Source organism: Acinetobacter sp. YH16032, from assembly GCF_013417345.1.
In the GTDB taxonomy this organism is placed as follows: Bacteria; Pseudomonadota; Gammaproteobacteria; order Pseudomonadales; family Moraxellaceae; genus Acinetobacter.
The window spans coordinates 522,276-543,477 of record NZ_VPEE01000001.1 but is presented as its reverse complement, the minus strand read 5'-3'; the positions used below and the strand labels follow the sequence as shown (position 1 = coordinate 543,477).

21 protein-coding genes and 1 other RNA gene are annotated in these 21,202 nt (G+C 38.7%); 7 read left to right on the top strand and 15 right to left on the bottom strand.

The window, feature by feature from the left end; genetic code table 11:
* Positions 1 to 26: 26 nt before the first annotated feature.
* Together FTV32_RS02575 and FTV32_RS02570 are read right to left on the bottom strand one after the other, a co-directional pair.
* A complete protein-coding gene (locus FTV32_RS02575; protein ID WP_180027811.1) occupies positions 27 to 875 on the bottom strand; it encodes a 3'(2'),5'-bisphosphate nucleotidase CysQ in 849 nt (282 codons plus the stop codon).
* Positions 876 to 1,197: 322 nt separating this feature from the next.
* Positions 1,198 to 1,335, bottom strand: a complete 138-nt coding sequence (locus tag FTV32_RS02570) for a hypothetical protein (protein ID WP_171076720.1) — start codon at positions 1,333 to 1,335, stop codon at positions 1,198 to 1,200.
* Positions 1,336 to 1,632: 297 nt separating this feature from the next.
* Between FTV32_RS02570 and FTV32_RS02565 the strand changes: the two genes are divergently transcribed.
* The 4 genes from FTV32_RS02565 to FTV32_RS02550 all read left to right on the top strand — a co-directional run bounded on the left by FTV32_RS02565 (position 1,633) and on the right by FTV32_RS02550 (position 4,634).
* Entirely contained in the window at positions 1,633 to 2,325 is a 693-nt protein-coding gene (locus FTV32_RS02565) for an HAD-IA family hydrolase (RefSeq protein ID WP_180027810.1), read from the top strand.
* A complete protein-coding gene (locus FTV32_RS02560) occupies positions 2,309 to 2,749 on the top strand; it encodes an RNA-binding S4 domain-containing protein (RefSeq protein WP_035263651.1) in 441 nt (146 codons plus the stop codon). Before FTV32_RS02565 ends, FTV32_RS02560 begins: the two co-directional genes overlap by 17 nt.
* A gap of 146 nt (positions 2,750 to 2,895) precedes the next feature.
* Positions 2,896 to 3,939 (top strand): recombinase RecA, encoded by a 1,044-nt coding sequence (recA, locus tag FTV32_RS02555; RefSeq protein ID WP_035263652.1) that lies wholly within the window; start codon positions 2,896 to 2,898, stop codon positions 3,937 to 3,939.
* Between the two features lie 68 nt (positions 3,940 to 4,007).
* Positions 4,008 to 4,634: a regulatory protein RecX gene (locus tag FTV32_RS02550; RefSeq protein WP_180027809.1), complete on the top strand. Its 627-nt coding sequence runs from the start codon at positions 4,008 to 4,010 to the stop codon at positions 4,632 to 4,634.
* 26 nt (positions 4,635 to 4,660) lie between these two features.
* Here FTV32_RS02550 and ffs read toward each other — a convergent pair.
* Positions 4,661 to 4,757: signal recognition particle sRNA small type (gene ffs / locus FTV32_RS02545), an RNA gene on the bottom strand.
* A gap of 285 nt (positions 4,758 to 5,042) precedes the next feature.
* Here ffs and FTV32_RS02540 point away from each other — a divergent pair.
* Positions 5,043 to 5,870, top strand: coding sequence for a YbgF trimerization domain-containing protein (locus FTV32_RS02540; RefSeq protein WP_180027808.1), 828 nt, complete (start codon positions 5,043 to 5,045; stop codon positions 5,868 to 5,870).
* 46 nt (positions 5,871 to 5,916) lie between these two features.
* Here FTV32_RS02540 and lpxA read toward each other — a convergent pair whose 3' ends face one another.
* The 12 genes from lpxA to rimO all read right to left on the bottom strand — a co-directional run bounded on the left by lpxA (position 5,917) and on the right by rimO (position 18,227).
* Complete coding sequence (lpxA, locus tag FTV32_RS02535) at positions 5,917 to 6,705, bottom strand: acyl-ACP--UDP-N-acetylglucosamine O-acyltransferase (protein ID WP_035263657.1); 789 nt, start codon at positions 6,703 to 6,705, stop codon at positions 5,917 to 5,919.
* The gene (gene fabZ / locus FTV32_RS02530) at positions 6,702 to 7,184 is read right to left on the bottom strand and encodes a 3-hydroxyacyl-ACP dehydratase FabZ (protein ID WP_180027807.1); all 483 of its coding nucleotides are present in this window, start codon (positions 7,182 to 7,184) and stop codon (positions 6,702 to 6,704) included. The genes lpxA and fabZ overlap by 4 nt, the downstream gene beginning before the upstream one ends.
* A gap of 1 nt (position 7,185) precedes the next feature.
* On the bottom strand, positions 7,186 to 8,256 hold the full coding sequence (gene lpxD / locus FTV32_RS02525) for a UDP-3-O-(3-hydroxymyristoyl)glucosamine N-acyltransferase (RefSeq protein ID WP_180027806.1): 1,071 nt from the start codon (positions 8,254 to 8,256) through the stop codon (positions 7,186 to 7,188).
* A 3-nt stretch (positions 8,257 to 8,259) separates the two neighbouring features.
* On the bottom strand, positions 8,260 to 8,748 hold the full coding sequence (locus FTV32_RS02520; protein ID WP_373683274.1) for an OmpH family outer membrane protein: 489 nt from the start codon (positions 8,746 to 8,748) through the stop codon (positions 8,260 to 8,262).
* A 28-nt stretch (positions 8,749 to 8,776) separates the two neighbouring features.
* A complete protein-coding gene (bamA, locus tag FTV32_RS02515) occupies positions 8,777 to 11,299 on the bottom strand; it encodes an outer membrane protein assembly factor BamA (RefSeq protein WP_092766346.1) in 2,523 nt (840 codons plus the stop codon).
* A 41-nt stretch (positions 11,300 to 11,340) separates the two neighbouring features.
* Positions 11,341 to 12,696 carry an RIP metalloprotease RseP gene (gene rseP / locus FTV32_RS02510; protein WP_180027805.1) on the bottom strand — a complete coding sequence of 452 codons (1,356 nt, stop codon included), beginning with the start codon at positions 12,694 to 12,696 and terminating at the stop codon, positions 11,341 to 11,343.
* 1 nt (position 12,697) lies between these two features.
* Positions 12,698 to 13,894: a 1-deoxy-D-xylulose-5-phosphate reductoisomerase gene (gene ispC / locus FTV32_RS02505; RefSeq protein WP_092766348.1), complete on the bottom strand. Its 1,197-nt coding sequence runs from the start codon at positions 13,892 to 13,894 to the stop codon at positions 12,698 to 12,700.
* Positions 13,895 to 14,719 (bottom strand): phosphatidate cytidylyltransferase, encoded by an 825-nt coding sequence (locus FTV32_RS02500; RefSeq protein ID WP_035263666.1) that lies wholly within the window; start codon positions 14,717 to 14,719, stop codon positions 13,895 to 13,897. It abuts the gene before it with no gap.
* 2 nt (positions 14,720 to 14,721) lie between these two features.
* Positions 14,722 to 15,468, bottom strand: a complete 747-nt coding sequence (gene uppS, locus FTV32_RS02495; RefSeq protein WP_180027804.1) for a polyprenyl diphosphate synthase — start codon at positions 15,466 to 15,468, stop codon at positions 14,722 to 14,724.
* Positions 15,469 to 15,476: 8 nt separating this feature from the next.
* Entirely contained in the window at positions 15,477 to 16,031 is a 555-nt protein-coding gene (gene frr / locus FTV32_RS02490) for a ribosome recycling factor (protein WP_035263669.1), read from the bottom strand.
* A gap of 76 nt (positions 16,032 to 16,107) precedes the next feature.
* Positions 16,108 to 16,836, bottom strand: coding sequence for a UMP kinase (pyrH, locus tag FTV32_RS02485; RefSeq protein WP_035263670.1), 729 nt, complete (start codon positions 16,834 to 16,836; stop codon positions 16,108 to 16,110).
* A gap of 47 nt (positions 16,837 to 16,883) precedes the next feature.
* Positions 16,884 to 18,227, bottom strand: a complete 1,344-nt coding sequence (rimO, locus tag FTV32_RS02480) for a 30S ribosomal protein S12 methylthiotransferase RimO (RefSeq protein WP_180027803.1) — start codon at positions 18,225 to 18,227, stop codon at positions 16,884 to 16,886.
* A 361-nt stretch (positions 18,228 to 18,588) separates the two neighbouring features.
* Between rimO and glnL the strand changes: the two genes are divergently transcribed.
* On the top strand, positions 18,589 to 19,698 hold the full coding sequence (gene glnL / locus FTV32_RS02475; RefSeq protein ID WP_180027802.1) for a nitrogen regulation protein NR(II): 1,110 nt from the start codon (positions 18,589 to 18,591) through the stop codon (positions 19,696 to 19,698).
* Positions 19,685 to 21,175, top strand: coding sequence for a nitrogen regulation protein NR(I) (gene glnG, locus FTV32_RS02470; protein ID WP_035263676.1), 1,491 nt, complete (start codon positions 19,685 to 19,687; stop codon positions 21,173 to 21,175). Before glnL ends, glnG begins: the two co-directional genes overlap by 14 nt.
* Positions 21,176 to 21,202: the final 27 nt, after the last annotated feature.

The following is a 21,202-nucleotide window of genomic DNA, read 5'->3' as shown; positions in this document are numbered from 1 at the left end:
CACGATGAAATTATAGTTCCACTCCCCTAAAGTACATTTGACAACGCATCTAAAGCCAATTGCCTCATTTCAGGATCACGATAGGCGATAAAACCATTATTCAAAACAGTATCACGCTGATTATAGGTAAATGGCACAGAATCCAAGGTCAACAAACCACCTCCTATGCTCTCTAGCAAGCCTTGTCCAGCACTAGTGTCCCACTCGGAGGTTGGATGAAATCTTGGGTAAATATCTATTTCACCCTCAAGCATCATACAAAATTTATAAGCACTTCCAGCTTCACGACGTATAACCGGTATTTCTCTTTCAATATAATCAATATAGTGTTGATACTTAGGATTTTTACTACTATGACTCAGCCCAATTTGGATGGCATCGACTGGTGAGGCTTTAAATTTGCAATATTTTTCCCAAATATTGTTCATAAATGAATATTTATAAGGAAGATCCGTCAAATAGCCCATATACATAACTTTCTCAGTCGGCACGACTATGACTGAAAATACAGTTTGATGGTTCTGAATAAGACTCAGATTAATTGTAAATTCATCACGTTCATGAATAAACTCCTTCGTACCATCCAAAGGGTCTAGCATCCAACATTGAGGCCATTCATGTCGCTCTGAATAATCACTTTCTTCAGAAATGATCGGAATATCAGGTGTAAGTTTTGCAAGCTCTCTGAGCAGATATTGATTGACCTTTAAATCTGCTTGAGTTACAGGAGAATGGTCATCTTTTTCGTTGATTTTAAAATCACGTCCAGCACAATAGTTTTGATATTCTTCTAATAATATTTGGCTTGCAACAGCCAAAATCGGAACCAAATTTAACATTTGTTGATCTTGGGGAGCATGCGTTGTGATAAACATGGATAAAACCTATTTTTTCTGGCGCTACACACTCTAAGCACGACGATCATATTAAGAACCTCAGCCTAAAATGCAGCGTGATTTAATTTGCATTGTTGGATTTATATTTATAGTAGCAAACCTATAAAATATAACCACTTTGAAACACATAACCCATTTCAATCATAAGAACTCTAACACTTTTAAAACAAAATCCGAAGCGTGATTGCCAACAACCCTCAATACATCTTAAATAACACCCGCAATAGTTCCAAAAATCAGAGCGCGCCTTAGAGTCAGTATCAACATAAAAAAACAAGCCTTCTTAAAGAAGGCTTGTTTTTTATTTTTGCTCTTTGACTGGACTTTCAGGCTGTTCATTCGGTTTTTTTACAGGCTCTTTATTTTTAAAAGAGTCCTGATTCCCTTTATCCTCATTAGATTCTTTGTGTGGTTTCGAACTATTATCATGTTTTGTCATACTTCAAACTCCTATGCACCATTTTCAACAAATATGATGCTTTCATAGCGACTTCTATACTATTTTTGTATTCATTATCAAGATCTAAATTTGTGACCTCACACATCTAATTCGATATAATACGAATGGAATGAAATATAGAAGTCACCACGCACACCCATTCTTGAAGTTCAATTTTAAAATGCTGATGCGAGTCCAACCTTTTGCATCAAATGATGGTGTAAATCGATATTTAAATAACACCCATTTTGTTGTTTTTATTTGTGCTAAATTGCAACAATACCTGAGGAAAGATGAATGAATAAACCCATCATCATGTTCGACATGGATGGAACCCTACTCGATCTTGCTTTTGACGATTTAATTTGGAATCACAAACTCCCTGAGCGACATGCCAAAACTCATCAAATCAGTTTAGAGCAGAGCAATCAAATTCTATTTAAATTTTATCAAGATCATAAGCACACGCTCGATTGGTATTCTACGCGCTTTTGGACAGCCAAAGTCGGCGTTAATACTTTTCAGCTTCAACACGATCACAAAGAATTCATCAAGCCGAGACAGGGATGCATTGCGTTATTATCAAGCCTTAAGCAAGCTGGATACCGAATGTGGTTAGTCACCAATGCTGATGAAAGAGGTTTGGCATTGAAAATGAATCAAGTTGACCTCACCTCTTATTTTGAAGTGATGATCAGCAGCGAAACGATCGGTTTTGCTAAAGAGCGTTTTGAATTTTGGGATCAATTACAGCAAATGCACCCATTTGAACCTCGTCACTGCGTTCTCGTTGATGATACTGCGGTTGTACTCGAAGGTGCTAAATCTTTTGGTATTGAGCATCTAATCACAATTACCCAACCATCTAGCGCTCAACCTGAGCGCGAAAGGTCTAAACTTCAGTATCCTGCAATCAATGATCTAAGATCATTAATCCCCTATTTAGACCAAATTAACCATGAGAAAGAAATGAATGTCAAAACAGCATGAAACTAAAATCACAGATTCAATGCGAATTGATAAGTGGCTTTGGGCAGCACGCTTTTTTAAAACCCGCTCAATTGCCAAAGCAGCAATAGAAGGTGGTAAAGTTCATCACAACAATGATCGTGTTAAAGTTTCCAGAGAAGTACGTGTAGGAATGGAGTTAACGATTCAGCAGGGATTTGAAAAGAAAACCGTCATTGTGAAAGCATTATCATCTGTACGAGGCGGGGCACCTACTGCACAATTACTCTATGAAGAAACTGAAGTCAGTATCGCGCGTCGTGAGTTGCTTTCTGCACAAAGAAAATTGCATAATCTTGCACGACCAGATCATCGACCAAGCAAAAAAGATCGACGTGATATTACAAGATTCCGTCAACAAAATGGTCAGCAATATGACGAAGTTTGGTCATACGATGATGAATAAGTTAAAGCGACAAATACTGTCGTTTTGAAGTTTAAAATTATAGAACAGTCCGATTTTTTCTGTCACTATAAATGCCGTGGACATTAGACTTAATTAAAGACATCCACTTAAATTATCAGTGATTTACATCGTTTTGAGGTTATGAGATGGATGATAATAAAAGCAAAGCACTGAGTGCTGCTTTAAGCCAAATTGAAAAACAATTTGGTAAAAATACGGTAATGCGCCTTGGTGACAATACTGTTCAAGCTGTAGAAGCTGTATCTACAGGCTCTCTTACATTGGATATCGCACTAGGTATTGGTGGTTTACCTAAAGGCCGTATTATTGAAATTTATGGTCCAGAATCATCAGGTAAAACCACCATGACACTTCAAGCGATTGCGCAATGTCAAAAAGCTGGTGGTACTTGTGCATTTATCGATGCTGAGCATGCTTTAGATCCTCAATATGCTCGCAAACTTGGTGTAGATATCGATAACTTATTGGTGTCACAACCTGATCACGGTGAACAAGCACTAGAAATTGCAGATATGCTGGTACGATCTGGCGCTATCGACTTAATTGTTGTCGATTCTGTAGCAGCTTTAACCCCTAAAGCCGAAATTGAAGGTGAAATGGGTGACTCTCATATGGGTCTACAAGCACGCTTGATGAGCCAAGCATTGCGTAAAATTACAGGTAATGCAAAGCGCTCCAACTGCATGGTGATCTTCATTAACCAAATTCGTATGAAAATTGGAGTCATGTTTGGAAGTCCAGAAACCACTACTGGTGGTAATGCGCTCAAATTCTATGCTTCTGTACGCTTAGATATTCGCCGCATTGGTCAAGTGAAAGAAGGCGATGAGATTGTTGGTTCTGAAACACGCGTTAAAGTGGTGAAGAACAAAATGGCACCTCCTTTCCGTGAAGCATTATTCCAAATCATGTACGGTAAAGGTACAAATCAGCTTGCTGAATTGGTCGATCTCGCTGTACAACAAGAACTTGTTCAAAAAGCTGGTGCTTGGTATTCATACCAAGGTAACAAGATTGGACAAGGTAAGAACAACGTGATTCGTCATCTTGAGGAAAATCCTCAACTTGCACAAGATCTTGATCGCATGATTCGTGAACAGTTGTTAACCACAGCAACACCAGCTCCAACCGAAGAAAATGACGAAGAAGCTGATTTATTTGAAGTATAATTTTTCAAAAAATTTGAAATCGAAGCGCCCAAATTATGGGCGCTTTTGTTTAAGAGCATGGATTTAAAATGTCAGAGAAGTTTCCCAAGTTCATTCATTATGAGGACTTAAAATCAATAATGAATGAAGATGAACCTCAACATCTCATTAACGATCAACACTCGTCTAATCAATACCTCGCCAATCAAGCACCAGATGAATGTGATTTAGATGACACTCATTCATCAGATCTAGCACAGAATAAAGGCTTAACAGGGACTCGTTTGAGATCGTATGCATTTGCAGTCTTAACTCGCAAAGAATACTCAAAAAAAGACTTAATTGATAAACTTGCTTTGTATGCACAAAATAAGGAAGAGGTTTTGAGCTTAGTTGATGAGCTAGCGCGAGAAAATTATCAAAGTGATGCTCGCGTTGCAGAAATGATGGTACGCAGCCAATTACGTAAAGGAAAAGGTCCAAATCGAATAAAGCTAGCGCTTAAAAGCAAACACGTTGATAAAGCCTTGGCTGAACCAGAAATGGAAGAAATAGATTGGTATGAACAAGCATACTTATTGAAAGTCAAAAAATATGGCTATGAAGTTGCTCAGGACGCAAAATTAAAAGCAAAACAAATTCGCTTTTTACAATATAGAGGCTTTGAAATGGATGCGATTATGAAAGCTATAAAACGAAAAGAGAATGAAGAATAAGAGATAAATTATTATAATGGTGGCAACCCTACTAGCAAAACTCCGGCACATCATAGTTCTGATACCGTTGCTACCTTCCGGTCCTGGCGGGGTTCTCAGAGTACAATTGCGAAGCCACCAGCAGGGCTACCATTGCAAGAACAGAGTATAGAGATTTTTAATGATCTTGCAAGACCATAATGGGCTTTAAAGGCACTAAAAAAGTTCAAGTGAATATTTACTAATCTATTAACAACAAACTTGATATTTTTCATCTAAATAAATTCAACTTAAATTTCTTCATTTATACAGTTTCATTGTAAATTTATATTGATTTTAAATGCTATGACGTTTTTAATGATCTGATTATTAAGAATTGAAAATACTCAAAGTTCAAATTTGAGTATGGACACAAATGGAATAATGAACATGCTCAATAAGCGTACTTTTCTTGCACTAGCATTGATGAGCTCAACATCAGTTTTTGCCAATATTCCTATCGAATCAAAAGGATTAAGCCAAAATTCGAGTTTGAACCAAACAGCAGTCGCAGCGAATAACACCGCTACAGCCCCTACCAACACCAGTTGGCAGCTTATCCAACAAAATCAACGCTTAGAAAATCAAATTCGTGCACTTCAAGGCAAATTAGAAGAACAAGAACATCAAATTAATCAACTGACCAACGAATTAAAAAATCGCTATACAGATCTAGATCAAAGATTAGAACTCCTTCAACAAAAAATTGATCCTGTGGAGGAGTCCAATGCCGATGATCCTAATGCTGCACCACCCATTCCTAACGAGCCAACTGCACCAAGCACTAGCACTAACTCCAATACCACAGCATCACAAAATGCAACGAACTTGAATCAAACCAACCAACAAGAACTTGATAAAGCGGCTTATACAGTTGCCTTAGATGCATACAAACAAGGTGGCGCAAAAAAAGCCATTGCACCTATGCAAAACTTTGTACGTAACAATCCAAATAGTGTGTATACAGGTAATGCCTATTTTTGGTTAGCTGAATTCAATTTAGCAATTGAACCACCCAATTATGAAGAAGCAAGAAAACACTATGAAACTGTCGCTTCGAAGTTTCCAAATTCAGGAAAAGCAGCGCGATCTTTATATCAGCTGTATAGCATCGCGAAAGATGTAAATAAAAACGCTCAAACTGCTGAAATTTATAAAAATAAACTACTAAGCACCTATCCTGACTCAGAAGAAGCTGGATATTTCAAAAAAAGTTAAATAAAAAAGACATCATAAGATGTCTTTTTATTGCTAGCAAAAGCTCTTAACGAACAATACCGCGCTTAGATTCATTTAGAGAATCTATGAGGAGCTGAGCTTCAGAAACATTTGGTAAAATTTCAGCAGTAATCTGCTCAATGGCTTGTTGTGTCGTCAGACCACTTTTATAAATCAACTTAAATGATTCTCGTAAACCATTGATTACATCTTTGGACCACCCCTTACGACGCATACCTTCTACATTCATTCCAAATGCATGCGCCGGATTACCAGACACCATCACATAAGCAGGAACATCCTTCAAAATCAATGATGCTCCACCAATCATGCTGTATGAGTCGATTTTACAGAATTGATGAATACCGGAGTTGCCACCGACAACAACGAAGTCACCAACATGCACATGACCTGCGACACCAACATTGTTTGCAAAAATGTTGTTATTACCCACCACACAGTCATGCGCAATATGCGTATTGACCATCAACAGATTATTACTACCAATTTTAGTAATACTTTGATCCTGCACTGTACCGCGATGCAGACTGCAATGCTCACGAATTTTGTTGTTGTCGCCAATCTCAAGCCAAGTTTCTTCACCAGCATACTTAAGATCCTGACACACCTCACCCACACTGGCAAACTGGAAAATTTCGTTTGATTTACCGATGCGAGTATATCCACCAACCACCACATGAGAATGTAACACTGTCCCACTATCAATCGTCACATGAGGACCAATAATCGAATAAGGACCAATTTTTACATCAGAAGCAATCGTTGCCGTAGGATCAATAATTGCTGTAGGGTGGATTAAATCACTGTTACTCATGCTTGCTCTAATTTCTGATGAGAAATAATAATTTCAGCTGTCGCTGCAATTACACCATCAACGCTCGCACTACAAAGATACTTGTAAATACCACGTTTCTGCATTACAAGCTCTGATTTTAACACGAGTTGATCACCAGGAACGACCTGTTTTTTAAAACGAACTTTTTCAGCGCCAGCGAAAAGAAAAAGTGAACCCGGTTTGGGTTTTTCATTGTTCATAATAAAGCCAAGAACGCCAGAAATTTGTGCCATCGCCTCAACGATTAAGACACCCGGCATGATTGGATAACCTGGAAAATGACCTTGCATAAACTCTTCATTTATGGAGACATTTTTAAATCCGACAATTCCATTCTCAGTCACTTCTGTAACACGGTCTACCAATAGAAATGGATAACGATGCGGCAAATATTCACGAATTGTTTGAATATTCATCGGCAATTTAGGAATTGAAAAAGATAAAGTAGACTCTGTCATATTATTTACGCAATTTTAAAGTTGATTCGATTGACTCTAACTGAGCCTGCATATCATCTATTCGTTTGACTAATTTGGTCAATGGCACATCTGCTAATTGTCTTAGACGAACAACTGTTCGTTTCCAACGAGAATTTTCGAGCAATCCCATTCCTGAAGAATATGTACCAGCTTCTAAAATGCTACCTGTGACCATTGACATTCCTGTTAGCGTCACATTATCTACAATTTTTAGATGTCCTGAGATACCACAAGCACCTGCAAGGATACAGTTTTTGCCAATCACAGTACTGCCCGCAATACCGCATTTTGCAGCAATTGCAGTATTTTCACCGATTTGAACGTTATGTGCGACTTGCACAAGATTATCAATAATCACACCATCATGAAGTATAGTGTCATCTAAAGCGCCACGATCAATACTACAGTTAGAACCAATTCTGACATCATTTCCAATTTGAACAGACCCGAGTTGAGCAATTCGGTTCCACTTACCTTGATAAGGAGCAAAGCCAAAACCCTCTCCTCCAATTACGGTATTCGCATGGATACGAACACGTTTAGCAATTTTAGATCGACCCGTAATCGTGACATGCGAATCAATGAAACAATCCTCACCGATTTCAACATACTCATCAATTTTAGTTTGCGAATGAATTACTGTATTTGAACCAATCACGGCATGTGGGCCAACTACAACGTAATGACCAATGTATACATTATCTCCAATCATAGCACTCGGATCGATTACTGCGGTGGCCTCGATTCCACGTTGCACAGTTTTAGATTCGAACACATGAGTTAAAATCGCGAAAGCAAGATACGGATTTTGTACGACAATAAAATTATTATGCTGATTAAGCTGAGCCTGCATCTCAGAAGTGACAATTAAGGCACCTGCTTGAGATGAAATCGCTTCGTCTAAATACTTATCAGAATTTACAAAAGAAATTTGGTTTGAGTTCGCTTGAGTTAAACTTGCAAGACCCTCTAGCAACAGATCTGCATCACCAATAACTTGGCCTTGTACAAGTTTGGCCAAGTGATCGAGACGAAATTGATTTGATTTCATTGACTATTTGATTGCATTAACCTTTTGAATCATTTTAGCAGTTAAATCGTATTTTGGGTCATATGCCAAGGCAGCATTTTTATTTAAAACTAAATCAAGATTATTTTCTTTGCGCAATTGTTCAGCAACTTGTTTAATTCTTGAGTCGAAAACTTTATTTGTATTTTGAATGGTGCTTTGAACACGTGATTGAACAGTCTGTTGCAAAGATTGAAATTCGTTCATCTTCGTTTGATATTGAGAGGATAGTTGCTGGGCATTCGATTGATTGGCTTGAGCCGATTTAGCCAACGCTTCAATTTCTTTACCCAATTGTTCTAATTTTACCGTTTGCGGTTTAATTGTCTGCTCAAGCTGAGTATTCTGCTGTTTTAAGTACGTGCTATTTTCAACGACTTTTTCTAAATCAATTACTCCATATCCTGCTGCATGCGCAAAGCCAACTACAGATGTGAGTAAAACCGTTGAAATCGTTGTTTTAAACATATTCATTATTATTCCTTAAAGGCAAAAGGCCGTACTAGAAAGTACGACCAATTTCAAATTGAACAGACTTAGTTTCATCACCAGGCTTATCATTCAGTGGGTACGCATAGCTTAATGATAGTGGACCAATCATCGTAATCCATGTGAAGCCTACACCAACACTATATCGCATATTTCCAGCATCGAAACCAAAGTTGTCTTTACAGTATTGTCTAGCATCGAATGCAGTCGAATTGGTTGCGCCAAAATAAATATTTCCAGTAGGTACGTCACATTGAGTGTCGAACACTTGAGCACCTTCTGCAAAAATAACAGGACGGACCTGTCGCGCCCAGTCGCCTTTAAAAGGAACTGGTAAGATTAATTCAGTACCAAATTGAACTAATGCATTACCCCCCACCTCTTCAGGGTTTCTATCTTCTCGAGTTAGAGCAGCATCTGTAATACTCGGATATTTTGGACCTAATGTACTATTATCATAACCACGAACAGACCCATAACCACCAGCGTAATAGTTTTTATAGAATGGTAAATCATTACCGAAACCTACCTTACCATAACCACGCCATACAAAATCCTTTCCTAAAGGAATAAAGGCTTGAGTATCGTATGTTACCTTCTGATATTCAACATCACTACCCGGCAATGCAATCTCTGCATTAACACGATGAGACATACCCGACGTTGGGAAGCGTGGATTATTTAATGTGTTATAAGACCAACCTAAATTTAAACTATAAGTAAAGAAATCACCTTTAAACTCATTACCGTACTCAACTTCAGGTTCAGAGCAAGGTTCATAACCAATTACATTACCGTTATCATCTTTAATTGGCTCTAAGTCGACTGGACAATACTTACCAGTACTTGTTTCCCTACCACCATTGGCAAGTAAATAATCACGCACATAAGTAGAAACAAATGGACCAGTCGTTACTTCAGTTTGATCAATATTAATACCAGCACTTAAGCTCTGATTCTCATCAATAGGGTAACCAAAGCTCAGACCACCACCGAAGCTATCTGTAACATAATTGTTAACGTTATAGTCTTCGTCTAATTTCGTCTTACGATAATAGAGATTGTAACCACGGCTGACACCATCAATTGTAAAGTATGGATCAGTAACACTTAGGTTATAATAATCTTGTGTCTCAGAACGAGAAAGATCAATCGCTACACGGTTACCTGTACCTAAGAAGTTAGTTTGACTTAAACCTGCTTGGAACGTAATACCCCCGTTTTGCGAATAACCCACAGCTAAAGTACTTGATCCTGAGTGTTGTTCTTCAACAGCGATATTCAAATCAATCTGATCAGGCGCCCCCGGAACACGTACCGGCTTAACATCTACTTTACTGAAAAATCCAGTACGCATTAAACGGACTTTTGAAAGATCAATTTTTTCGTTACTCGCTAATGCACCTTCCATCTGGCGCATTTCACGACGTAAAACTTCATCAGCAGTCTTGGTATTACCTGTAAAATTAATACGTCTAACCGTAACTTGCTGACCCGGATTGATGTAATAATTCAAATTAACTTTTTTTGTTTCATTGTCAATTTGAGGCACAACATTAATTTCAGCATAGTAATAACCAGCATTACCATACTTACGCTGTAACAACTGTTTTACTGCATTCACCAACTCTTGTGAGTAAGTTGCATCATCTTTATAAATCTTTAGTGCACGAAGATCTTCGTCTTTATATAAAGCATCACCTAAAAATTTGGTTTCACCAAATTTAAATTGCTCACCCTCATTCATTGAAACTTCAATGAAAATATTTTTTTTATCTTCACTGATATTCAAATTAGAGTTGGTAATTTCAAAATTGATATAACCTTTATTAAGGTATAAAGCTCTTAATGCTTCAAGGCTTGCTGCCATTTTTTCACGCGCGTAGCGATCATTTCTGGAAATGACAGATAACCATCCGCTTTCCTTGACAGCAAAGACTTGCTTAATTTCATCGTCTTTAAATACAGTATTACCAATTAAATTAATTTCAAAAACTTTAGCTGGTTTACCTTCAATGAAATTAATATTGACATCAACACGGTTATTGGCTTTTGCAACAGTTTCGACCTGAATATCCGCATTATAGCGACCTTGTTGTGAATACTGCTGTTCAAGCTCAGTTTCTAGCGTCTGAAGTGCAGATTTAGTGAGCACCTCACCTTCAGCTAGACCCATTTTCTTCAAGCCCTCTTCCAAGGCTTCTTTTGGAATGAGCTTATTACCCTTGAAATTGATTTTAGAAATAATAGGACGTTCAACGACTTTGAAAACCAAAACATCGTTTTCTTTGAAAGCTTGAATATCATCAAACGAATTAGAGGCATACAACGCACGAATCGCATTCGCAATCACTGGATCATTAATGCGATCCCCAGCATTCACCGGTAACATTGCGAGTACATTAGCTTGCGTTAGTCGAACTAATCCATCAACACGCACATCCCGCGCGATAAACTCGTCTGCTGCATATACTTGTTGTACTGCTGCCATTGCGCTAACGAGTGCCAATGGCATAAATAAATGTTTGTGCTGCATGCCTATTGTTTTCCAGTAAGTTAATTATCCATCTATAACGCTTATAAACGCATAAAATCATTAAATATTGCGAGAAACATCATACTTCCCAGCAACACCATACCAATTTTTAATCCAACCAATTGTATTTGTTCAGAAACAGGTTTACCACGAATTAATTCAATTATGTAATAAACTAAATGCCCACCATCCAACATCGGAATCGGAAGCAAATTTAATATCCCCAAACTTACACTCATTAATGCCATAAATGAAATGAAAGTTTGCCACCCCATTTCAGCACTTTGACCTGCAACTTTAGCAATCGTAATTGGACCCGAGAGATTATCCAACCCAATCAATCCTCGAATCATTTTGACAATTGAGCCAAGGATCATAGAAGATAATTGACCCGTTTTTTCAACCGCAACCACAAAAGCTTCCGCTGGATCATATTGAATTGTATGCTTATATTCAGCAGGAATATTGATCTGACCAGATTGAGCTTGCACTCCCAACATTCCTGTCGTATTGCCCATATTGTCACGCTTTCCTTGCGGCATGACCTTTAATTGAACAATCTCGCCTTGACGCATCACTTCGATATTCAATAGTTTTTCTGGTGATTTTTGTACTATATCAACAACTTCTAACCAATCGTTAATTTTTTTATTATCAATCGCGACAATTACATCACCTTCTTTCATCCCTTGGCGTATAGCAGCACCATCTTCAGATAATTTATGTACAACTGGTTGAATATGAGGTCGATATGGTAAAAACCCCAAGACATCCAATGGTGATTGAGACTGATCTTTTAAAAATTGCTGAATCGGTAAATTAAAAGTTTGTACCTGACCATCACGATCAGCTTGAATTTGAATCGTACCAGTTTCACCTACGCGATCAATCAGCGCATAATTCAATTTTTCCCAAGTTGGTGTCGCAGTTCCATCCACTGCTATGATTTTATCACCAGAACGCATCTCTACTTGTGCGGCTGGCGTATTTTCAATCACTTTACCAACTCGAGTGTTTAATTGTTCCTGAGCTGGTAAGAACAAAATCCAAAAAAGTAAAACAGCAAAAATTAAATTAACAAGTGGTCCCGCAGCAACGATTGCAATTCGTTTTAAAGGGGATTGCCGATTAAACGCATAAGGTAAATCCTCTGCACTTACATTACCTTCACGCTCATCTAGCATTTTTACATAACCACCTAAAGGCAATGCAGAGAGCTGATATTGAATGCCTGACTTTTTAGAGGTCCACTTTAGAACTGTTGGACCAAATCCAATTGAATAAACAAGAACCTTAACGCCAAGTTTTCGTGCTACCCAGTAATGTCCAAATTCATGAATTGCAATCAATGGACCTAGAAGCAAAATAGCCGCGACGATAATGAAAAGTATATTCATCTTAGGTACTCAGTGAATTCGTGAGTTGAATAGCATAGCGACGTGCAAGCGCATCAGTCTCTAAGATTAGCTCTAAAGAATCAGCATTTGAATTTTGAACATGATTCAAAGTGGATTCAACAACTTTAGGAATATCTAAAAATTTGATTTTATCTTTTAAAAATGCTTCAACCGCGATTTCATTTGCAGCATTTAAGATCGCAGGCGCCAATCCTCCAGACTTCATTGCTTCACGAGCCAATTGCAACGCTGGAAAGCGTACAGTATCAGGCTGCATAAAATTAAGCGTATCGTTTAGAAATAAATCTAGCGGAGGAACATGTGTTTCAATCCGATCTGGCCATGCAAATGCATGTGCAATCGGCGTACACATATCAGGATTACCCATTTGAGCCAAAGTACTACCATCAACATACTGAACCATTGAGTGAATAATACTTTGTGGGTGCACAACCACTGTAACAAAATGTTCTTGAATTGAAAATAAATGACAGGCCTCGATCAACTCGAGACCTTTGTTCATTAGCGTTGCCGAATCAACTGATATCTTCTGTCCCATTGACCAATTAGGGTGCTTACAAGCCTGTGCAGGTGTCACATTACTGAGCTCATCTAGCGTATGATGCAAAAATGGACCGCCAGAAGCAGTCAACAAAATTTGTGAAACACCTAACTGGGGTTTACCACCTGTATCTAATTGTAAATAATTTTGAGGCAGGCACTGAAATATTGCGTTATGTTCAGAATCTACAGGTAATAATAAGGCTTTATTCTCTTTAGCGGCCTTCATCATGATGTCACCAGACATCACCAACGATTCTTTATTTGCTAGAAGAACACGCTTACCCGCTTGAACAGCAGCGAGTGTTGGCAATAATCCTGCCGCACCCACTATCGCCGCCATCACGATATCAACCTGAGGATGCTCAGCAACAGCGATTAAACCCGACTCATCAGAGAGAATTTCGGTTGAAGTGATATTTTTTAATTTGAAAAATTGATGTAGTTCATCCACCTTGCCTGAAGGTACAACAGCATACTGTGGATGATATTGTTGACATATTTCGCTTAACTGCTCTACACGACTAAATGCAGATACCGCAAAAACATTGTACTTCTCTGGATGTCGATCAATGACTTTTAAGGTACTTTGTCCAATTGAACCCGTTACACCTAATATACATACTGATTGAGACATCTATAAATCTACACCAACAAGTTTTAAAACAAATATTCCCGCAGCAAAAATAGGTGCGGCAGCAAGCAATGAGTCAATGCGATCTAATACACCACCATGACCAGGCAAAATACGACCTGAATCCTTAATACCTGCACGACGCTTAATCATTGATTCAAATAAATCACCTTGAACTGAGCTAAATACTGTCAGCACAGATAGGAGTAAAAATAGAATATGCTCTACTGCGGTTAAATCTAAATAGTTAAATTGTACAAATAAGATAACAATGATGACTGTAATTACACCACCGATTAACCCTTCAATAGATTTATTCGGGCTCACCTCAGGTGCAAGCTTACGCTTACCAAGCTTCCTACCTACAAAATACGCCCCACTATCAGCACCCCACACTAAGAGGAATAGATACATGAGCCACCAAGGTGAACTTATCCAGACTTCGTATATTGCCGATACTGCAGCGCTAATAATCACTACACCAATCCAATTCAGTGAAGTGTTATACCACGCATCATAAAGAGGATATTGCTTAACCCAATAAATGGTAATAACCCAAGTAATAATCGAAGCACTCCACAACAGCAGTACTAGATCATCAAAATAAAGCGCAATTGCAGAAAATACCGCAGTGATTACACCAAAGCATCCTGCTTTAAATTTATTCACTTGATCAGTTTGACGAGGCATGAGTTTAAACCACTCATAGCCAGCCCCCCCGGCAGCGATAATCATTAACGCTAACATTGGATAAATGGATGTAGTTGCAAACATACAGCTCAAGACTACAGCCACTAAAATCAATGCGGTAATTATCCGCTCTAACATTATTAGTTCTCTATTTTCTCTTGTTGGACCTGCTCAGAGGTTTTTCCAAAGCGCCTTTCACGCCCTAAAAACACACCAAAGGCATGATCCAATTCTTCTGTTGTGAATTCTGGCCACAACGTCTCAGTAAAATACAACTCAGCATATGCAGATTGCCATAATAAAAAATTAGACAATCGATAATCACCACCAGTACGAATCAATAAGTCGACTGGAGGTAAGTCACCTAAACTGACATGCTGAGCAAACAAATCAACATCAACTTGATCAACATCAATTTTTTGTTCTTTGACGAGTTGTGCGATTGTTTTAGCAGTTTGTGCGATATCCCACATTCCACCATAGCTCACAGCAATTGTGAGCGTCATTTCTGTGAAAGTAGCAGTCCTTTGTTCTGCTTGCAACATTAATTGTTGCAATTCTGGCGATAAACGAGAGCGATCCCCGATGAATCTGAGCCCAATCTGAAACTTTATCATTCGAGGAATTTGTTCATTAATCGTCTCTTGCAACAATTTCATGAGCAAATCAACTTCATATTGAGGTCGATTCCAGTTTTCACTTGAGAAGGCATAAACAGTAAGTGCTTTTACACCCACTTTACGACAATGCTCTACAATCGGATCAAGGACATTTTTTCCTTCACGGTGTCCATCACCTTTTTGTAGATGTTTCTTTTTTGCAAAACGATTGTTGCCATCCATAATGATGGCAACATGTTGTGGCAGAAGCTCTGCTGAGATGGTCATTATATAGCTTAGACCTTCATCAACTCAGCTTCTTTTGCTGCTAAACGCTTTTCAACTTCAGCAACAAATTTATCTGTGATTTTTTGGATTTCATCGCCAGCACGACGCTCATCGTCTTCAGAAATTTCTTTTTCTTTCAACAACGCTTTAATATCACCTAATACATCACGGCGAATATTACGAATCGCAACTTTTGCATTTTCAGCCTCGTTACGTGCCACTTTTTGCATATCACGGCGTGTTTCTTCAGTTAATGCCGCCATTGGTACACGAATTGAATCAGCAGTAATTGGGTTCAAACCTAAATCTGACTCACGAATTGCTTTATCGATTGCAGCAACCATGGTGCGCTCGAAAGGTTGAACAAGCAATGTACGCGAATCTTCAACACCAATGTTAGCAACTTGGTTTAATGGCACATCAGAGCCATAGTAAGGAACCATTACGCCGTTAAGAATTGATGGATGTGCACGACCTGTACGAACTTTAGCAAAACCATGCTCTAATGAGTCCAATGATTTATTCATACGCTCTTCAGCATCTTTTTTAAGATCGTTAATCATGTGATCTTCCTTACCTAATTCTCAAAATTTAAATCAAAATAGTGTTTAGTATAAATAGCTTTGAAAGCCACGTACATCAATTAGTAACGTGAGTACCTTCTTTTTCACCCATAACCACTGACAATAACGCACCTGATTTATTCATATCGAATACTTGAAGTGGAACATTATGGTCACGGCATAAGCAAATCGCGGTTAAATCCATTACACCAAGTTTCTCATCTAAGACTTGGTCAAATGTTAATGCATCATATTTAACAGCATCTTCGTATTTGCTTGGATCTTTATTGTAGACACCATCTACCTTAGTCGCTTTAAGAATTAAGTTGGCCTCAATCTCAATACCACGTAAGCAAGCAGCGGTATCTGTCGTAAAGAATGGATTACCAGTACCCGCCACAAACACACAAACTTCACCATTATTTAAATGACGAATCGCATCACGGCTAGAATATGATTCTACAACTGTACCGATTGGTAATGCTGACATTAAACGGGTTTTAATATTACGACGTACCAATGCATCTCGTAGCGCCAAACCGTTCATCACAGTTGCTAGCATACCCATTTGATCACCTGTTACACGACCAACCAACCCATCTTGCTGTAATTGGCTACCACGATAAAGGTTACCACCACCCACAACGATACCAACTTGCACACCTAGACCAACCAAGTGAGCAATAGATAAAGACATTTGATCAAGCACTTGTGCGTCGATACCCATATCTTTATTGCCTGCTAGCGCTTCACCCGAAAGTTTTAGCAGAATACGACCAAAGCGTGGTTTTTTAGAATCTAACATTACAAACTCCAATATCCGAATTCATTTATATGTATTACTTCAAACAATTATGCGGTTTTAATTTCAATCAATTCTGCATAAAGGTCGTATTCATCCGCATCAGTGATTTTAACAACCAGTAAATCACCTGCTTTAATCTTGCTCTTATCAATATCTTCTACAAAGACATTTCCATCAATTTCTGGAGCATCTGCATAAGAACGCGCCACTGCAACTGGAAACTCTTCTTCTAGATCATCAACCAGCACGGTCATGGTTTGACCAATACGCTTTTGTAGCTTTGCAGCAGAAATTTCTTGCTGAACCTGCATAAAGCGTTCGTAGCGCTCCTGTTTAATTTCTTCAGGCACATGATCTGGCAGATCATTTGCAGTTGCACCTTCAACTGGAGAGTATGTAAAACAACCAACGCGATCGAGCTGAGCTTCTTTCAACCAATCTAGAAGTTGCACGAAATCTTCTTCAGTTTCACCCGGGAAGCCAACAACAAATGTTGAACGAATGACTAAATCAGGACACTTTTCACGCCAAACTTTTAAACGCTCTAGCGTGTTTTCACTATGCGCTGGACGCTTCATTAGTTTTAAAATTTTAGGGCTAGCGTGTTGGAATGGAATATCTAAGTAAGGCAAGATCTTACCCTGTGCCATCAAATCGATAACCGCATCAACATGTGGATATGGGTAGACATAATGCAGACGCACCCAAATACCCAATTGACCTAATGCTTCACACATATCATAGAACTTAGTTTTTACAGGCTGACCATTCCAAAAATCAAGCTTGTATTTTGTATCTACACCATATGCCGAAGTATCTTGAGAAATAACCAAGACTTCCTTTACACCAGATCGTTTTAAAGCCGCCGCTTCGTCTAATACAGAACCAACTGGGCGAGATACGAGATCGCCACGCATACTTGGAATAATACAGAAGGTACAACGGTGGTTACAGCCTTCAGATATCTTCAAATATGCATAATGTTTTGGTGTTAATCGAATACCTTGTTCTGGCACAAGATCAATAAACGGATTATGTTTAGGAGGTTCAGGAACATATTGATGCACAGCTTCCATTACTTCTTGATAAGCTGCTGCACCAGTAACTTTAAGTACGTTTGGATGCATTTGACGAATTTTTTCTTCATCTTTACCCAAACAACCTGTTACGATGACGCGACCGTTCGCACTCATCGCCTCACCAATCGCGTCTAATGACTCTTGTACTGCAGATTCAATAAAACCACAGGTATTAACAACAACTAAATCAGCACCGTCATAATCCGACGCTACATCATAACCTTCAGTTTTTAACTGAGTAAGAATTCGCTCGGAATCTACCAATGCCTTAGGACAACCTAAAGAAACAAAACCGACTTTGGGGGATTTCATGAATCTGCGCTCCACTAGAATCCGCGTATTGTATGTCTTTTCAATTCATAAAAACAGTTGAAAACCCCACTCTTTGCATAACGCACCAAAATATTCCCATAAATTTTAAAAAATATTGCAATCGCACCAATATGATGCATTATTAAATAAACCCAACTTTGCATGAATATTTTGCAATCGCTTCGCGCTTTTTTTCTTAATAAATGAGTTCATTTTAGTTGTTTTTAACGATTTCAAACAAAGTTGGCTCATATTTTGCTTTATTTGAGGACGTTAAAATTAAATAACTCCCTCTTTGTGAGCAGTGATGGAAAAACACATAGATGCAATTGCTCTATTTTAAGACAGGATTTTGAGGTTAATGAATCAACAACCAACGATTGATTACCGTTTACTCGTAGACAACTTGAGCACTGCGATACTTTTAGTCGATAGTGAATTAAATATTTTTTATTTAAATTCCTCATGTGAAGCACTCTTTGATATCAGCTTATTAAGAGCATCAGGTCAATCTGTGCTCAGTATTTTACAATCTCCAGGTGATTCATTTAACACCGAAGAAGCGCTCACAAATACATTACTCACGGGGCAAGCTTATACCCGCCGTGAAGCGACTATTATTGTGAACTTTAAAGATGTACATGTTGACTATTCTGTTGCCCAACTTAACACTGGCAAAAGTTATCACCCCCTCCTTCTGATTGAACTCAATCCAATTGATCGAATGTTGAAAATTTCTAAAGAAGAAAATTTTATTCAACAACATCAGGTCGCACGCCAATTAATCAGAGGTGTCGCGCATGAGATTAAGAATCCATTAGGGGGCATACGTGGCGCAACTCAATTATTGGCACGTAGTTTAAATGATCCTGAATATAAAGAATTTACGGACATTATTATTAGTGAAGTAGATCGCCTGAGAAATCTTGCTGACACAATGCTCGGTTCTCGGCAGTTACCAAGCTATGAACCTGTAAATATTCACGAGCCTTTGGAACGCGTTCGTTCTCTGATTGTGAACCAAACAAAAAAGAAAATTAAAATTACTCGTGATTATGATCTTTCTTTACCTGATGTTGAAGCAGATCGGGATCAACTTATTCAAGTGATGTTGAACATCAGTGTAAATGCTATTCAGGCCATGACTGAAAATAAAGAGTTTTTTCAAGACACTCAACCTGAATTAACCCTGCGTACACGTATTCATCGCCTTGTCACGATTAACGGAACTTTACATCGCTCAACTGTTCGAATTGATATCGAAGATAACGGCCCTGGTGTTCCAGAGGAAATTTTAGAGTCCGTATTTTATCCATTAGTCACAGGACGCGCTAAAGGAACAGGCTTAGGTCTGAGCATCGCACAAAATATTATGCATCAACACAATGGAATGATTGAATGCCAATCCGTTCCGGGCAAAACCGTATTTAGTCTTTATATACCTTGGGAGTTAAACCATGTCGCGAAATAAAATTTGGGTAATAGATGACGATCGCGCCATGCGTTGGGTTCTAGAAAAAACATTTAAAGAAGAAGGTTTAGATGTTACCAGTTTCGAAGAAGCTCAATCTGCACTGGATCAGTTACTTGATGATACACCTGATGTAATTTTGACAGATATACGGATGCCAGGAATTGATGGTCTTACCTTTCTCGCTAAAGTCAAAGGTCATTATCCTGATCTACCTGTGATCATCATGACGGCACATTCGGATCTAGAGTCAGCAGTATCAAGCTATCAAACGGGTGCTTTTGAATATTTACCAAAACCATTTGATATTGATGAGGCTTTAGCACTTGTCAATCGTGCCATCATGCACATTAATAAGCTCCAACAACAAGAATCTGCGAAATCAACCGTACAGCCAATTCAATCAACTGAGATCATTGGAGAATCTCCTGCAATGCAGGAAGTCTTCCGAGCAATTGGACGTTTGTCGCAATCACACATTACGGTATTAATTAATGGTGAGTCAGGTACAGGTAAAGAGTTAGTCGCTCATGCATTGCATCGTCATTCACCTCGTAGCAGTAAGCCATTTATTGCGCTTAATATGGCTGCCATTCCGAAAGATTTGATTGAAACTGAATTATTTGGTCATGAAAAAGGTGCATTCACTGGCGCTAATACTCAGCGACAAGGTCGTTTTGAGCAAGCCAATGGCGGTACATTATTCCTTGATGAAATTGGGGACATGCCATTCGAAACCCAAACGCGTTTATTGCGTGTTTTAGCTGATGGCGAGTTTTATCGCGTCGGTGGACACATTCCAGTGCGTGTTGATGTCCGCATTGTCGCTGCGACTCACCAAGATCTAGAAAAATTAGTACATGATGGACGCTTCCGTGAGGATCTTTATCATCGTCTGAATGTAATTCGTATTCATATTCCTAAACTTGCTCACCGCTCGGAAGACATTCCGATGCTCGCACAACACTTTCTCGCACGAGCAGGTAAAGAACTTGGTGTAAGTCCAAAGATTTTACGTACAGAAACTATTGAATACATGAAACAGTTGCCTTGGCAAGGTAATGTACGTCAACTTGAAAACACATGTCGCTGGCTGACAGTGATGATTACTGGACGAGAGGTTTACCCAGAAGATCTTCCTTCTGAGTTAAAACAACTACCAATCCAAAAATCTGATGATCCAAATCATCCACACAATCAAGCAGATCGTATCGCTATTCAGCATTGGGATGAGTTGCTTAGTCAGTGGGCTGTACAAAAACTCAAAAATGGCGAAATGAAATTATTGGATATCGCCACGCCTATGTTTGAACGCACCTTAATTAATGCGGCACTACAACAAACTCGAGGAAGAAAACGCCATGCTGCTGAGCTTTTAGGTTGGGGTCGCAATACCTTGACTCGTAAGCTAAAAGAATTAGGAATGGATACTGCTGAAGATGATGAAGATGAAGTTGTAAGCACTACTGCCGAGTAAACTTCTAGATTTAGGTTAATCAACACA